We start from the raw sequence: 16,098 nt of genomic DNA, 5'->3' as shown, positions 1-16,098 counted from the left end.
GGAATCAAATAAAGAGACTTTTTTAAACTTTTTATTTATTCGTTCCAGTTCCAGGTATTCAGCTGTTTTGTAGCGTGATATGCCGTTAAATCAAACTGAACCGGAACAATAGATATGTATCCGTTATTTAAGGCCCACTCATCAGTATCTTCACCCTGATCCGGATTGGTAAATTCACCTGATAACCAGTAGTAATCGCGATCATGCGGTGTTTTTCTTTTGTGAAATTTTGCAGCCCAGAAAGCTTTTGCCTGGCGGCATATCCGGATTCCTTTAATTTCTTTTTGTTTTAGCTTTGGAAAATTAACATTTAAAACTACATCTTTAGGTAATTTGTTTTGTAGCGTTTCTAAAGCTATTTTTCGAATAAAAGGCTTGATTTCTTCAAAATTAGCATTCCAGTTAAAATCGGAAAGAGAAAATCCTACAGCAGGAATTCCTTCAATTCCGGCTTCAATTACGGCGCTCATTGTTCCTGAATAAATAACATTTATAGCAGAATTAGAACCATGGTTAACACCGGAAACACATAAATCAGGCTTTCTTTTAAGTACTTCTTTTACCGCTATTTTTACGCAATCTACCGGAGTGCCGGAGCAGCTGTAAATCGGAAAAGGATCTTTTTCGGTCGAAATTTTATTTAAAAATAATGTCTCACTGGTTGTAATGGCATGTGCCATTCCACTTTGCGGTTTGTCAGGTGCTACTATTACAATATCTCCAATTTCTTTCATAACAGCTATCAAAGCCTTGATTCCGGGTGCCGTTACACCATCATCATTTGTAATTAAAATTAAGGGTTTACTCTTTGTCATTTTGTAATAGTTTTTTTAACAAAAATTCTCAGGAAGAAAAATTTTAAACAAAGTAACTAAAATTAATTTAGTTGCATGATTATTGCTATTGTAAAAAAAACATTTTTATATCTTTAACAAAAAATTAGGGATGCCTTATTATCCTTGGCATAGTTTTTCCCGTAACTTAGTTTAAAAATTTGGATGAATACTATTATTAGTCTTATGAAGAGAAATTATAAATTACTTCTTGCCGTTGTTATTTTATCGGTATCACTATTTGCTTTTAAAATAAAATCGGCTTCTGAAACCGACCCCGATAAAGATAAATTACTTTTAGAATTACTAACATTTGTAATAGAAAAAGGGCATTATGATCCTGCAGCTATTGATGATGCTTTCTCTAAAGGTGTTTATAAGGATTATATTCAGGCTTTAGATCCTTCAAAACGTTTCTTTCTGCAATCTGATATTGATGAATTTTCAAAATATGAATTAGAACTTGATGACGAACTGATTAATAAAGACCTGACATTTTTTACTTTATCTTATGAGCGTCTGATGCAGAGAATGAAAGAAAGTCAGGGATTTTATAAAGAAATTTTAAAATCACCGTTTGACTTTACTGTTGATGAAAGTTTTAATACTGATTATGAAAAAGCTCCTTATGCTAAAGATGAAGCTGATTTAAAAGAACGCTGGAGAAAACAGTTAAAGTTAACAACGCTTTCTTCACTGACAGATAAATTGAAAATTCAGGAAAATAAAGGTAAGGTTTCTAAAGAAGAAGTTGCCATTCCGGGAAATCCATTAGAGGAAGAAGAAACAACTCAAGTGGATGAAAAAGAATCAGTAGCAGATAGCAAGCCGAAATCTTTTGAAGAATTAGAAAAAGAAACTCGTGAAAATACATCGAAATCTCTGGATGAATATTTTGGATTCATGAAAGATTTGGATAGAAATGACTGGTTTTCTGTTTATATCAATTCTATTACAGCCCGTTTTGACCCGCATACTAACTATTTTGCTCCTGAGGAGAAAGAACGTTTTGATGTAAGTATCAGTGGTACTTTAGAAGGTATTGGTGCACGTTTACAAAAGAAAAACGATTATACTGAAATCTCCGAACTGATTTCAGGAGGACCAGCCTGGAGAGGAAAACAGCTTGAGGCGGGAGATGTGATTATGAAAGTAGCTCAGGGTAACGGTCAACCGGTAGATGTGGTAGGAATGCGTCTTGATGATGTGGTAAAAAAAATCAAAGGGCCAAAAGGAACTGAAGTGCGTTTGACTATTAAAAAAGTTGACGGTACTATTAAAGTAATTTCTATAATCAGAGATATTGTAGAAATTGAAGAAACTTATGCTAAATCCAGTGTTGTTACTAAAAACGGACTAAAATATGGTGTGATTTACCTTCCTAAATTCTATATCAATTTTGAAAACAAAGAAGGAAGAGATGCAGGAAAAGATATTGCTTTAGAAGTAGAACGCTTAAAAGAAGCTAAGGTTGATGGTATCGTTTTAGATGTTCGTGATGACGGAGGAGGATCTTTGTCGACTGTTGTAGATATTGCAGGATTATTCATTGAACAAGGACCTATTGTTCAGATTAAATCAGCAGGAAGAAAAAAAGAGGTTTTATACGACAGAGATAAAAAGATAGAGTGGGACGGACCATTAGTAATTATGGTCAATAGTTTTTCCGCTTCAGCCTCTGAAATTCTGGCAGCAGCTATTCAGGATTATAAACGTGGAGTAATCATTGGAAGTAAGCAGACATATGGTAAAGGAACAGTTCAAAATGTGATTGATCTGAATCAATTTGTACGTAGCAATGAACTTGGAGATTTAGGAGCGCTTAAAACTACTACTCAAAAATTCTACAGAATCAATGGAGGTTCTACACAATTAGAGGGAGTAAGCAGTGATGTGGTGATGCCGGACAGGTATTCTTACCTGAAAATGGGAGAGCGTGATGTGGAAAATGCAATGCCTTGGGACAAAATTGATCCTGCTGATTATTCTGTGTGGAATAATAATGGCAATTTTGCCACTGCAATTTTGCATAGTAAACAGCGTATTGCTGCTAATCCGCAATTTAAGCTGATTGAAGAGAATGCCAAATGGATTGATTCCAGAAGTGAAGAAAATGAATATAGCCTGAACATTGATAAGTTTAGAAAAGCACAAAGTGCTATTGAAGAGAAGGCTAAAAAGTACAAGCCTATTTTTGATTATAAAAATGATTTGAAATTTACGTCTTTACCATATGAAACAGAACAAATGAGTAAGGATAATGTCTTAAAAGAAAAGAGAGACCGCTGGCACGAGAGTTTATCTAAAGATATTTATGTAGAAGAAGCATTGAATGTGCTGGATGACTTACAGACTAAAATTAATTTGAAAAAAACGCCCGTTCACGCCAGTAAACTAAAAAAAGAAAAATTAGCTAAAACAAATTAAAAAAGATAAGAGAAAATAATAAAGCGCTTTGGGAATTTAGTAGTTTCCAAAGCGTTTTTTTATTAGAATAGAGCTTAATATTTATGAAAAAGAAATTTATTTTTGGAGTTATTGTTTTTGGATTTGTGCTTTTATCATGTAAAGAAGCTATCTGGAATAATAAAATTGAAATACAAAATTCAGATATATCCGTTGTTAATTCAGATTATGATAATGTTAAGGTTTCAGTAAAAGATTTGGCTTTTTATTTGCCCACATCAACAACTTCGCAAATTGTAGAACATAACTATTTTACGTTGTCTTACAACGAAAAAGCGGAACAGGCAGAGTGGGTCGCTTATGAATTAAAGAAAAGTTACATTAAGAATAGTGATTTTAAACGTCCTTTTTTTATTGAGGATCCTAAAGTGAAAACTAAATCAGCAGATTGGAGAAATTATAAAAAGTCAGGTTTTGATAAAGGTCATTTATGTCCGGCTGCCGATATGGAGTTTGATATTGAGGCGTATAATGATACTTTTTATACTTCGAATATAAGTCCTCAAAATCATGATTTTAATGCCGGAATCTGGAATAGACTGGAACAGAAAGTACGGTTTTGGGCAGTTGAAAATAACGGGTTAATTATAGTGACAGGCGGCGTTTTAAAAGGAAGTTCAAAGTCTGTTGGGAAAGAAAAAGTAATTGTTCCTGACTATTTCTATAAAATTCTTTTGAAGCATTCTAAAGGAAATTACAAGATGCTGGCTTTTCTGATTCCTAATAAAAAAAGCAGTAAGCCAATTTACGATTATGTGGTTTCAGTTGATAAATTAGAAGGTATGACCGGAATTGATTTCTTCCCAAAATTAGATGACAGTATAGAGAATGATTTAGAAAAGAATGTAAATCTTACTTCCTGGATTGCTAAATAACCGTATTAATTTAAAGTAGTATTACCACTCATTTACTTTATTAGCATCCATTTTAAGGAAAATAAAAAGCAGAATCGTAAATCCCCATAATCCGGAACCTCCGTAAGAAAAGAAGGGAAGCGGAACTCCGATAGTGGGGAAAATTCCAATAACCATCGCAATATTAACAAAAAAGTGAATAAATAAAATTCCGGCGGTACAATAACCATATACCCGGCTGAATTTCGTTTTCTGCCTTTCGGCCAAATATATAATTCTTAAAATTAAGGTTACAAAAAGCCCTACAACAACAAGTGAACCAATAAAACCCCATTCTTCTCCTACTGTGGTGAAAATATAATCAGTATGCTGTTCCGGTACAAAGCCGCCCTTGGTCTGAGTTCCTTCCAGAAAGCCTTTACCAAACCAGCCTCCTGACCCAATAGCAATTTCCGACTGGTTGGTGTTATAACCAATTCCTTTTAAGTCGACGGTTTTACCAAGCAGGATATTAAAACGGTCTCTATGATGCTGTTTGAAAACATTGTCAAAAACATAATCTACAGATAAAACAAATCCTGACATTAGGACAAAGAGAATACTGCTCGCTACAATATTTCTATCTGCCAGTCTCGATTTAAAATAGACAATAATAGTAGTTAGTAAAGCAAATAATATAACATATACAGGTTCAAATATCAAGGTGAATACAAATAACAAAATGGCTATAAATCCTGTCCAGATATACCAGGCAGGTAATCCTTCTCGATATAAAACAATAAGAATCATACAATAAATTAAAGCACTTCCCGGGTCATGAGGAACGATAAGTAAGATTGGTAAGCCCAGAATGCAAAGCACCTGAATTTGTCGGTTTGTGTCTTTTAGATTAATCTGGCTGTCACTTAAATATTTTGCTATAGCAAGGGAAGTAGCTGTTTTTACAAATTCGGAAGGCTGAATACCAAAAGAACCAAAAGAGTACCAGTTAGTCTGTCCTTTAATCGTTTTACCAAAAACAAATAATCCGGCGAGAGATAATAATCCTATTATGTAAATAACGCTGGCATATTTTTCATAAAATTTTCCATCAACAGCGAGAATAATAAAGATCAAAGGAATAGTCAATAAAATAAATATCAATTGTTTTTGATACGTATCTTCGATAGAGGATAGTGATGAAGAGTAGATGTTTAACCACCCCATTATCACTAATGCACTATAGATGATGATACATATCCAGTCAATATTTTTCTTTACACTTTGATTTTTCATTTGTAAAAGAATCTCTTAATTATTTTTTTTGGTGGTATCAGTTACCGTATTTGTTTTAACCTCTTTGTATTTACGCAGGCTTGTACTGTCTTTCGGAGTGGTTTCTATAGCACTGGCTTCATTCATTCCTCCTAATTTAGCATATTGATCTTTTAAACTTTTCTCAAAAATTCTTTTTTCTAAATCTATTCTGCTGATTTTTTTTCTCAAATATTTTTCAATCATCAGGCTGGCAATTGGACCTGCTATAGAAGCTCCAAAGCCTCCGTTTTCTACTAAGACAGCTATAGCGATTTTGGGATTATCTTTTGGTGCAAAAGCAACAAAAATAGAATGATCCTGTAATTGGACTCTTTTACCTCCAATCTTCGCAAAGTTTTCTGCGGTTCCTGTTTTTCCGCATATATCAATACCATCAACTCTTAACGATCTCGCGGTTCCTAAATTGTATACGTCAAATAAACCGCTTATTATAGGTTTATAAAATTCTTTACTTATAGTAGTTACATGCTTTTCTCTGAATTTTGGATCAATAGCACCGCCTTTTATTTTTTTGATGATATGAGGAGTGTAATAATAACCTTCATTAGCTACAGTGGCCATCATATTAGCTAGTTGAATTGGGGTCATCAGGACTTCACCTTGTCCAATAGCATTAGATACAATGGTAGTACTTCTCCAGCCTCCATTAGGATAAATGCGTTTGTATGTTTTAGAAGTAGGGATATTTCCTCTTCTTCCTGTAGGCAAATCATATCCCATGAATTGCCCCAAACCAAAACTTTTAATATGATTGCTCCACACATCTACGGCATAAGAAGGCTTCACATATTTATTAATGGTTTTCATATATGCTGTAGCAAAATAAGAGTTGCAGGACTGGTATATTCCTCTGTGAAGTTGTAATGCACCACCCTGACAGTGACATCCCATAAATCGTCCTCTGGCGTAACTAAAACCGTGATGGCAAGATACAGTGGTGTTTTCGTCAATAACACCTTCCTGAAGTGCTGCTAATCCTGTCAGTATTTTAAAAGGAGAACCTGGCGGATATTCGGCTAATAATCCTCTGTCATATAATGGTTTTGCAATAGAATCATAATACAATAACGTATAATTTTTAGAACGCTGTCTTCCCACTAAAATAGAAGGGTCATAAGAAGGTGCGGTTACTAACGCCAGAATTTCTCCAGTTTTAGGTTCTATCGCCACAATACCACCTCTTTTATTGACCATTAATTGTTCTCCATAACGCTGAATTTCGGCATCAATAGTCAGATTGATATCTTCTCCCTGGACTGCAATAGTGTCATATTTGCCTTCTTTGTAAGAACCTATTAGTCGATTATATTTATCTTTCTGGAAATATTTAACTCCTTTTATACCGCGAAGAATTTCTTCATAATATTCTTCAACCCCTTGTTTACCTATTAAGTCACCACTTTTATAATAGGGATGTTTTTCAATTACTCTTTCGTTTACCTGAGTGATAAAACCAAAAATATTGGCGCCAAAATCTACTTCATAATCCCGAAGCGAACGTTTTTGAAAATAGAAACCTTCAAATTTTCGAATTTTTTCCTGAAAAGCTGCAAATTCACTTTTGTTTAATTGAGGTAAAAATACCGAAGGAAGTCGCGGACTGTAGATTTTTGCTTTAGCAATTTTTTCTAAAAAATCTTCTTTTGTAACATCCAGTAATTTGCAGAATTCTAAAGTATCCAGATTTTTTATTTCTCTGGGAATCACCATAATGTCGTAAGAAGGCTGATTAGCTACCAGAAGTTTTCCGTTTCGGTCATAAATATATCCTCGTTCGGGGTATTCATATTGTATTTTTATAGCATTATTCTCCGATTTTAATTTGAAAGTATCATTGATTACCTGCAAATAAAAAATCCGAATTAGTAGCAAAATTGCTGCAATGATAATGATTGATGGCAGCAGAAGTTTTCTCATCGTTTATTGGGCTTAATAAGGTATATTATAATAATACAACTAATTATTGTAAATACAGTACTCAGTAAGGTTCTAATCAGAATGTCCCAAATGAAACTAACCTGAAATGCCTCTAAAATGAAAAGGGTAAAATGATGAATTACCACGGCGAGGAGGATAAATGAAAACCTTTCTGGTGTTAATGATTCGTTTAATTTAATGGTTTGGTATTCATAACTCACACCAAAAGCAAATTTAAATAAATAGGGTCTGTAAAAAGCTAAAATAAGACAGGCTGTAGCATGAATTCCTCCTGAATTAGAGAAAAAATCCATTGTTAACCCCAGTAAAAAACTGCTTATTAACAGAGATGCTCTGTTAGAATTTACAGGATATAAAATAATGAACAGAATGTAGGGTAAAGGCATTATGTAACCTAAGAAAGTCATATTGTTAAATATGATAATCTGTACGGCTAATAACAAAATAAACCGAAAAATATTGACTAACAAAGTGCTATTCATCTTTTTTACTCGTTTTTTCTAAATTATTAACTTCATCTCTGTCTTTACTTTTAATAATGTAAACATGACCTAAATTAGTCATATCATTAAATAATCGGATATTTAATGTGTAATAGTTAGTAACAGAATCAATATAAATATTATGGATTGTACCAATGTTAATGTTCTCAGGAAAAATAACCGACTGTCCTCCGGTTACAATTGTATCCCCTTTTCTGACAGATGCTAATCGGGGAACGTCTAATAACTGAACGAAACCAGTGTTTTTTCCATTCCAGGTCAATGAACCAAAATGATTTGATTTTTTAATCTTAGCGTTAATTTGTGATTTAACGTTCAGAATGCTTATTACCGTGGAGTATTTAGGAGATGTTCTGTCTATGATTCCTACAATCCCCAAGCTGTTTATAACTCCCATATCCGCCTTTACACCGTCGTTTGAGCCAGAATTTAAGGTTAAGAAGTTTTCGTGTGTATTATAGGTGTTGTGAATTACTTTTGATACCAAAACGTCTTCCGGAGCAATATTTTTCATATTTTCCAGTCGTTTTACGGTCAAAGTATCCTTCATGTTGAAGAGAACACTTTTAAGTCTGGCGTTTTCAAGTGCCAAAGCATCGTTTTCTGTTTTCAGATTTAAATATTCAGTAATATTATTTATCTTTTCATAAACACCGCCCGTTAAAAAATTTGCAGAACTGATAATTCTGCTTTTATGGTAAGAATGAGACTGTATCGTAAGCAAAAGCGAAACGCATAATAACAGCAAAAACAGTAGTCTGGTACTGTTTTTGAATATAAAATTGAATATTTGCTGCATTCTCTTATTTGATTATTGATTTCAAAATAGGCTCTGGTGTTTAATTGCTGAACTGTTATAGTTTATAAATTAAATAAATCTCTTATTTTATTAAGATGCTTTTGAATTTTCCAATATTTTTCAGTGCCATTCCTGTTCCTCTTACTACTGCTCTTAAAGGATCTTCTGCAATATATACAGGTAAATCTGTTTTTTGAGAAATACGCTTATCAAGACCTCTTAGCATAGAACCACCACCTGCAAGATAAATTCCGGTATTGTAGATATCAGCAGCTAACTCCGGTGGGGTCTGAGATAACGTTTCCATTACCGCATCTTCAATTCGCTGGATTGATTTATCTAATGCTTTTGCAATTTCTCTATAAGAGACATCTACTTGTTTAGGTTTACCAGTCAATAAATCTCTTCCTTGTACAGACATGTCTTCAGGAGGAGTTTCTAAATCTTCAATGGCAGCTCCAATCTGGATTTTTATTTTTTCAGCTGTACTTTCACCCACAAATAAATTGTGTTGGGTACGCATGTAATACACAATGTCGTTAGTGAAAACATCACCGGCAATTTTTACCGATTTATCACATACAATTCCGCCTAATGCGATTACAGCAATTTCAGTTGTACCACCTCCAATATCAACAATCATGTTTCCTTTTGGCTGCATGATGTCTATACCGATACCGATTGCAGCTGCCATTGGCTCATGAATCAGGTATACTTCTTTTCCGTTTACGCGTTCACAAGATTCTTTTACGGCTCTCATTTCCACTTCAGTAATTCCGGATGGAATACAAACCACCATTCTTAATGCCGGTGTAAACATTTTCTTTTTTAATGCCGGGATGCTTTTGATAAACATATTAATCATCTTTTCAGAAGCATCAAAATCAGCAATTACACCGTCCTTTAAAGGCCTTATAGTTTTAATGTTTTCATGAGTTTTACCTTGCATCAGGTTGGCTTCTTTTCCAACAGCAATGATTTTGCCTGAGATCCTGTCACGGGCAACGATAGATGGACTATCAATAACTACCTTATCATTGTGAATGATTAGTGTGTTTGCGGTACCAAGGTCTATCGCAATATCCTCGGTCATGAAATCAAAAAATCCCATAAGTTTTTTAGGGGTTTAAAAGTTATAAATTAGGAGCGTACAAAGTTAGTCAAATTAATGTTTAAAATGACGTGTTCCGGTAAATACCATTGCCAAATTATTTTCGTTGCAATAGTCGATGCTTAACTGGTCTTTAATTGATCCGCCTGGCTGAATTACTGCTGTAATTCCAGCTTCTTTTGCAAGAGCTACACAGTCCGGAAATGGGAAGAAAGCATCACTTGCCATAGATGCTCCTGTTAAATCAAATCCAAAATGTTTTGCTTTCTCAACTGCCTGTTGTAATGCGTCTACTCTTGAAGTTTGTCCTGTTCCGGATGAAATTAAAGTCCCGTTTTTAGCAAAAACGATTGTGTTTGATTTGGTGTTTTTACAAATTTTAGAAGCGAAAATTAAATCTTCAATTTCCTGTTCTGTCGGACTTGTAGTGGTAACGGTAGTTAAATCTTTTTTATTGTCCGTAATGTTATTTCTTTCCTGAATTAATAATCCGTTAAGACAGGTACGAACTTGTTTTTGTGGTAATTCAACATCATTTTGAACCAGAATAATTCTGTTTTTCTTTTCTTGTAAAATTGTTACTGCTTCAGCATCATACTCAGGAGCAATTACCACTTCGCAGAATAATTTGTTAATTTCAGTAGCTGTGGCCACATCAATTTTAGTATTTGAAATTAAAACTCCTCCAAATGCAGAAGTTGGATCGCAGGCTAATGCTGCTACATAGGCTTCGCTAATAGTGTTTCTGGAGGCTAATCCACAAGCGTTGTTGTGTTTTAATATTGCAAATGTAGGACCGTCAGTTTTGAATTCGTTAATCAAATTAACTGCCGCATCTACATCTAATAAGTTATTGTATGATAATTCTTTTCCGTGTAATTTTTTGAACATAGCGTCAAAATCTCCAAAGAAAAATCCTTTCTGATGTGGATTTTCTCCGTAACGCAATACCTGACCGTCAGCAATACTGGCTTTATAGATAGTTTCATCAGTATTAAAGTAACTAAAAATCGCTCCGTCATAATGTGAAGATACATGGAACGCTTTAGTAGCTAATAATTTTCTGTCTTCCAGAGTAGTTGCTCCGTTTTGTTTGGTAATCATGTCTAAGAACAAAGTATATTCGTTCATAGATGGTACAATTACAGTGTCTTTAAAGTTTTTAGCGGCTGCGCGAATCAATGAAATTCCTCCGATATCAATTTTTTCAATAATATCTTGTTCACTTGCTCCGGATGCTACTGTTTTTTCAAACGGGTACAAATCAACAATAACTAAATCAATCTGCGGAATGTTGAATTCCTGCATTTGTTGAACATCACTTTCATTGTCCTGACGGTTGAGGATTCCTCCGAAAATTTTTGGGTGTAATGTTTTTACTCTTCCGCCTAAAATTTCAGGAAATGCAGTAATGTCTTCAACAGCTACAACAGGTATGCCTAAATTTTTTATAAAATCTTCTGTTCCTCCTGTAGAGTAAAGAGTTACATTTTGACTGTGTAAGAATTTAACAATAGGCTCAAGACCTTCTTTCGAGAAAACCGAAATTAATGCAGATTGAATTGTTTTAGATGTGCTCATGAATAGTTTTAATTATAAAATGCAAAAGTAGTTTTTTAATGTGAAAATTAGCTATCTGAAAATAAGATAATTTATATTTAGTTAACTTTTTTTAAATCTTAGGGAAATAGCTGTATTTTATTATGTTAAACCAATTTTATATTAGGTTTTTGAATAATATTTACAGAATTTTACCTTCTTAAAAATGGTTTTTTTATGTTACTATATCTTCGATTGTTAAAAGAAAGCTTTGCATTTGCTATCAATGCATTGCGTAATAATAAACTGAGAACCTTACTTTCGTTGCTTGGAGTCACCATTGGTATTTTTTCTATAATAGCCGTTTTGGCGGCAGTAGATTCATTAGACAGAAAGATTACCAATGATTTAAGCGGCCTGGATAAAAATACCATTTATTTAATGAAATTTTCTTTTGGACCTTCTGATATTCCAAAATGGAAAAGAGAACAATTTCCTAATGTGAAATATGACGAATATATTTATCTGAAGGGTACAATGACCAATACAGCCGAGCTGGGGTATCAGATATTTACAAAAAGTGAGACAATAAAATACGATTCGAAATTGGTGAGTGATGTTAATATTGTTCCTGTTTCCTATGAATTTGTAGATATTGAACGTCTGGAATTTGAAAAAGGAAGGTTTTATAATGAGGCAGAAGGTAATTCAGGAGCTAAGGTGGTGGTGATTGGGAGCGAAATTGCTACTACTTTGTTTGATGGTGTAGATCCAATAGGGAAAGATGTTCGGTTGTATGGGCAGCGTTTTACAGTAATAGGGGTGCTGACTAAAAAAGGAGCTGGACTTTTTGGTGACAGTAATGATTCTTCGGCTTATCTTCCGGTTAATTTTATAAGGCAAAAGTTTGGGGATAATAATACTTCTTTGACTAATGTAATTGTTTTTAAGCCTGTAGATGGTGTAGATATGGAAGCTTACAAAGCAGAGATTTCGCAAAAATTACGTGCTTATCGTGGTATTAAAGCAGGGGAAATGGACAATTTTTTTATCAATGTTTTCTCAGGATTTACTGATTTTATTGATGGGATTATTGGAAGTATGAAATTAGGAGGCTGGGTTATCAGTGGATTTTCACTATTGGTTGGTGGATTCGGAATTGCAAATATCATGTTCGTTTCGGTAAAAGAGCGTACGCATTTAATAGGAATCCAAAAATCATTAGGGGCGAAGAACAGGTTTATTTTATTCCAATTTTTATTCGAAGCGATAATTTTATCTGTAATCGGCGGTGCAATTGGTTTATTGCTGGTTTGGGGAATTGCTGTTGGTTTAACAAAAGCATTAGATTTTGAATTTGTTTTAGGCTTGGGTAATATTCTCCTCGGGACAGGATTAGCTGGAATCATAGGATTGATTTCAGGAATTTTACCGGCTATTTCAGCATCACGGTTAGATCCTGTGGAAGCGATTAGAACAGGGATGTAGTTTTAATTTTAGATTGCAGAATTTAGATTTCAGAGTCATTGCGAGTTCCGATAGCTATCGGAACGAAGCAATCTCATTATCAAATTCCACCTAGTTTGTGAAATTCTTTGTGTTCACAAGCAAGATGCTTGGGTCGGTATGGGTATTAAAAACAGCACGCAGATTTTAGCAGATAACTTTTGAGTAATTTGCGTGAAAATTTACTGTTTCGAACGAAAAGGATTTTGCTCACGATTGGTGGCTATTTTATTTTGAAGAGTCAATAATAATTGTTTTTTCAAGAAGAAAGTTTTCTTTATAGACTTCATCTGTTATCTCTTTATTAGTATTTTCTAACAATCTTGAAAAGCTTGAATCAGATTTAGAAATTTCATATATTCGATAATCGTGGTGAAGGTTTTGTTTATCGTATTTTATAATTGAGTATTGAACCACAATTATGTTTTTACAAATAAATTCAGTCATTAAATAGTAATTTTTCTTTGGAATTTCTGAATCTATAAATGTTATTTGATTACCTATTAAATCTAAAGGATGGTATGATTGTAATAGTAATGAATCATCGTAACAAGATTTATTTACAACAATCTTATCAGGATAGTTCGAGAATTGGCAATTAAGTAATTTCTTAGAATCTGATAGTTTAATAGACACTTTAAATATTGGATAATTTGTACTAGGTTCTAAATAAATTTTAAAATTTGAACCTTGTGCATTCATTAATTTTAGCCTAGGATATCCTTTACCTAAAACTTGATTAATCATTTCAGATTGTAGGTGGTTAATTTTGAATTGAGCATTAATTAATTCTTCTGATTTTTCCAGTGATTTTTGTTGAGCAATCTTAAGTTCCTTAGATAAATTTAAAGACGTTTGTTGTGCATTAGAAATCTGATGGTTTATATTGTTAATTTTTTGTTGAGCTTTTATTAACTGTTGTGTAGTTTTTTCATTTTCTTTCTCCTTTTTTGTGCTATCTATATATTGATAGGCAGATAATAGTCCTGCACTTAATGCAACCATAATAATTATTATTGCAATAATAATATCTTTTAATTCCAATTTCATTTCATTTTTACGTTATCTAAATAGTATTGTCACTAAATTTTTTTCTTTATCAAATATATGAAATATTCTTACAATATTTTCTGAAAAGTTTGTAAAAAAAATCCCGTTTACATTGTAAACGGGATTTTAGATTTGTTAAAATTGAAACGTTTAGTTTCTAATTTCATTATTCTGAATCAAATCAATATACAAGTTAATCTTGTCTTTCAATTCTTTTCTTGGCGTGATAAAGTCTAAGAAACCGTGCTCTAAAAGGAATTCGGCGGTCTGGAAACCTTCCGGTAAATCTTTACCTGTAGTATCTTTAACAACACGTGGTCCGGCAAAACCAATTAAGGCACCGGGTTCCGCAATGTTGATGTCTCCTAACATAGCATAAGAAGCAGTTGTTCCTCCGGTAGTTGGATCAGTACACAAAGAGATGTAAGGTAATTTAGCTTCGGAAAGTTGAGCAAGTTTAACAGATGTTTTAGCCAACTGCATTAAAGAATAAGCAGCTTCCATCATTCTGGCTCCTCCTGATTTAGAAATCATAACAAATGGTAATTTGTTTTTGATGGCATAATCAATTCCTCTGGCTATTTTTTCTCCTACAACAGCTCCCATAGAACCACCAATGAAGGCAAAATCCATACAGCAAATTACTAAATCTTTTCCTTTGGATTTACCCACTCCGGTACGCACTGCGTCTTTTAGTTTGGTTTTATCCATAACATCTTTCAGGCGATCCTCATATTTTTTTGTGTCAACAAAATGTAAAGGGTCTTTAGACGTAATGTTTGGGTCTAATTCAGTAAATTCATTGTTGTCAAATAAGATTTCGAAATAAGTAGCACTGCCTATTCTTACATGGAAACCATCTTCCGGACTTACAAATAAGTTGCGTTCCAGTTCATCAGCATCAATAATTTTTCCTGTAGGAGATTTGTACCAAAGCCCTTTTGGAACGTCCATTTTCTGTTCGGTAGGAGTTGTGATTCCTTTTTCGTGTCTTTTAAACCAAGCCATTTTTTTAGATTTTAGATTTTAGACTTTAGGTTTTAGATTTTAGACTTTATGAAATCTAAAATCTACAACCAGAAATCTAAAATTATAGTGTATTTACATTATTCAAGTCAGCAAATGCCTGCTCAAGTCTTGCATTGAAAGTTACTTCTCCTTCACGCAACCATTTTCTTGGGTCATAATATTTTTTATTTGGTGCATCAGCTCCGGTAGGATTACCAATCTGAGTTTTTAAATAATCAAGGTTGTCTACCATGAAATCACGAATTCCTTCAGTGAAAGCAAATTGTAAATCGGTATCAATATTCATTTTGATTACTCCGTAGCTGATTCCTTCTCTGATTTCTTCAAGTGTAGAACCTGAACCACCATGGAAAACAAAATCTACCGGATTATGTCCTGTGTTGAATTTTGCCTGAACGAAATCCTGGGAATTTTTTAAGATTTTCGGAGTTAATTTTACGTTTCCTGGTTTGTAAACACCGTGAACGTTTCCAAAAGCTGCAGCAATTGTAAATTTAGGACTTACTTTAGAAAGTTCTTCGTAAGCATAAGCTACTTCTTCTGGTTGTGTGTATAATTTTGAGCTGTCAACATCAGAGTTGTCAACACCATCTTCTTCACCACCTGTAATTCCAAGTTCGATTTCTAATGTCATCCCAATTTTGCTCATTCTTTCTAAGTAAGTTTTGCAAATTTCGATGTTTTCTTCGATTGGCTCTTCTGATAAGTCAATCATATGAGAACTGAATAATGATTTTCCGGTAGCAGCGAAATGTTCTTCGGATGCATCTAATAAACCATCAATCCATGGTAATAATTTTTTAGCGCAGTGGTCAGTATGCAAAATTACAGTTGCTCCGTAAGCTTCTGCTAAAGCGTGGATGCTTTTAGCTCCTGCAATTGCACCTGCAATAGCTGCTTTTTCTCCTGTATTAGAAAGTCCTTTTCCTGCATTGAATTGTGCTCCTCCGTTAGAGAATTGTATGATAACCGGTGCGTTTAATTTTGCAGCTGTTTCAAGAACTCCGTTAATTGTGTTAGATCCTGTGACGTTTACAGCCGGAAGTGCAAAGCCTTTTTCTTTTGCATAATTAAAAATTTCCTGTACCTGATCTCCAGTTGCTACACCTGCTTTAATGTTGTGTGCCATTTTGTTTTTTGTTTTTGTTAGATT

General features: G+C 33.8%; 13 protein-coding genes. 3 read left to right on the top strand and 10 right to left on the bottom strand.

Annotated elements, in window-relative coordinates:
* Window positions 1-35 precede the first annotated feature (35 nt).
* On the bottom strand, window positions 36-815 hold the full coding sequence (surE, locus tag ACSV4D_RS06235) for a 5'/3'-nucleotidase SurE (RefSeq protein ID WP_439227534.1): 780 nt from the start codon (window positions 813-815) through the stop codon (window positions 36-38).
* Window positions 816-998: 183 nt separating this feature from the next.
* Here surE and ACSV4D_RS06230 point away from each other — a divergent pair, with 183 nt between their 5' ends.
* Window positions 999-3,260, top strand: a complete 2,262-nt coding sequence (locus ACSV4D_RS06230; protein WP_408081766.1) for a carboxy terminal-processing peptidase — start codon at window positions 999-1,001, stop codon at window positions 3,258-3,260.
* Between the two features lie 83 nt (window positions 3,261-3,343).
* On the top strand, window positions 3,344-4,174 hold the full coding sequence (locus ACSV4D_RS06225) for a DNA/RNA non-specific endonuclease (protein ID WP_439227533.1): 831 nt from the start codon (window positions 3,344-3,346) through the stop codon (window positions 4,172-4,174).
* Window positions 4,175-4,195: 21 nt separating this feature from the next.
* Here the strand turns inward: ACSV4D_RS06225 and rodA are convergent, their stop codons facing one another.
* From rodA to purH, 6 genes are all read right to left on the bottom strand, one after another.
* Window positions 4,196-5,428, bottom strand: a complete 1,233-nt coding sequence (gene rodA / locus ACSV4D_RS06220; protein WP_408081768.1) for a rod shape-determining protein RodA — start codon at window positions 5,426-5,428, stop codon at window positions 4,196-4,198.
* A 15-nt stretch (window positions 5,429-5,443) separates the two neighbouring features.
* Window positions 5,444-7,387, bottom strand: a complete 1,944-nt coding sequence (gene mrdA, locus ACSV4D_RS06215) for a penicillin-binding protein 2 (protein ID WP_408081769.1) — start codon at window positions 7,385-7,387, stop codon at window positions 5,444-5,446.
* Window positions 7,384-7,890: a rod shape-determining protein MreD gene (locus ACSV4D_RS06210; RefSeq protein WP_408081770.1), complete on the bottom strand. Its 507-nt coding sequence runs from the start codon at window positions 7,888-7,890 to the stop codon at window positions 7,384-7,386. Before ACSV4D_RS06210 ends, mrdA begins: the two co-directional genes overlap by 4 nt.
* A complete protein-coding gene (gene mreC, locus ACSV4D_RS06205) occupies window positions 7,883-8,710 on the bottom strand; it encodes a rod shape-determining protein MreC (protein ID WP_408081771.1) in 828 nt (275 codons plus the stop codon). Before mreC ends, ACSV4D_RS06210 begins: the two co-directional genes overlap by 8 nt.
* 82 nt (window positions 8,711-8,792) lie before the next feature.
* Complete coding sequence (locus tag ACSV4D_RS06200) at window positions 8,793-9,821, bottom strand: rod shape-determining protein (protein ID WP_408081772.1); 1,029 nt, start codon at window positions 9,819-9,821, stop codon at window positions 8,793-8,795.
* A 54-nt stretch (window positions 9,822-9,875) separates the two neighbouring features.
* Window positions 9,876-11,402, bottom strand: coding sequence for a bifunctional phosphoribosylaminoimidazolecarboxamide formyltransferase/IMP cyclohydrolase (gene purH, locus ACSV4D_RS06195; RefSeq protein WP_439227532.1), 1,527 nt, complete (start codon window positions 11,400-11,402; stop codon window positions 9,876-9,878).
* A 195-nt stretch (window positions 11,403-11,597) separates the two neighbouring features.
* On the opposite strand from purH, the gene ACSV4D_RS06190 reads away from it, so the two are divergent.
* Window positions 11,598-12,848 carry an ABC transporter permease gene (locus ACSV4D_RS06190; protein ID WP_439227531.1) on the top strand — a complete coding sequence of 417 codons (1,251 nt, stop codon included), beginning with the start codon at window positions 11,598-11,600 and terminating at the stop codon, window positions 12,846-12,848.
* Between the two features lie 246 nt (window positions 12,849-13,094).
* Here ACSV4D_RS06190 and ACSV4D_RS06185 read toward each other — a convergent pair whose 3' ends face one another.
* The 3 genes from ACSV4D_RS06185 to fbaA all read right to left on the bottom strand — a co-directional run bounded on the left by ACSV4D_RS06185 (window position 13,095) and on the right by fbaA (window position 16,074).
* Window positions 13,095-13,910, bottom strand: a complete 816-nt coding sequence (locus ACSV4D_RS06185) for a hypothetical protein (RefSeq protein ID WP_439227530.1) — start codon at window positions 13,908-13,910, stop codon at window positions 13,095-13,097.
* 156 nt (window positions 13,911-14,066) lie between these two features.
* The gene (gene accD / locus ACSV4D_RS06180; RefSeq protein WP_439227529.1) at window positions 14,067-14,924 is read right to left on the bottom strand and encodes an acetyl-CoA carboxylase, carboxyltransferase subunit beta; all 858 of its coding nucleotides are present in this window, start codon (window positions 14,922-14,924) and stop codon (window positions 14,067-14,069) included.
* A gap of 82 nt (window positions 14,925-15,006) precedes the next feature.
* The gene (gene fbaA, locus ACSV4D_RS06175; RefSeq protein ID WP_439227528.1) at window positions 15,007-16,074 is read right to left on the bottom strand and encodes a class II fructose-bisphosphate aldolase; all 1,068 of its coding nucleotides are present in this window, start codon (window positions 16,072-16,074) and stop codon (window positions 15,007-15,009) included.
* Between the last annotated feature and the right edge of the window lie 24 nt (window positions 16,075-16,098).

This window comes from Flavobacterium sp. ARAG 55.4, assembly GCF_051846875.1.
GTDB classification, from domain to species: Bacteria; Bacteroidota; Bacteroidia; order Flavobacteriales; family Flavobacteriaceae; genus Flavobacterium; species Flavobacterium plantiphilum.
This window is presented reverse-complemented; position numbering and strand designations above follow the sequence as displayed.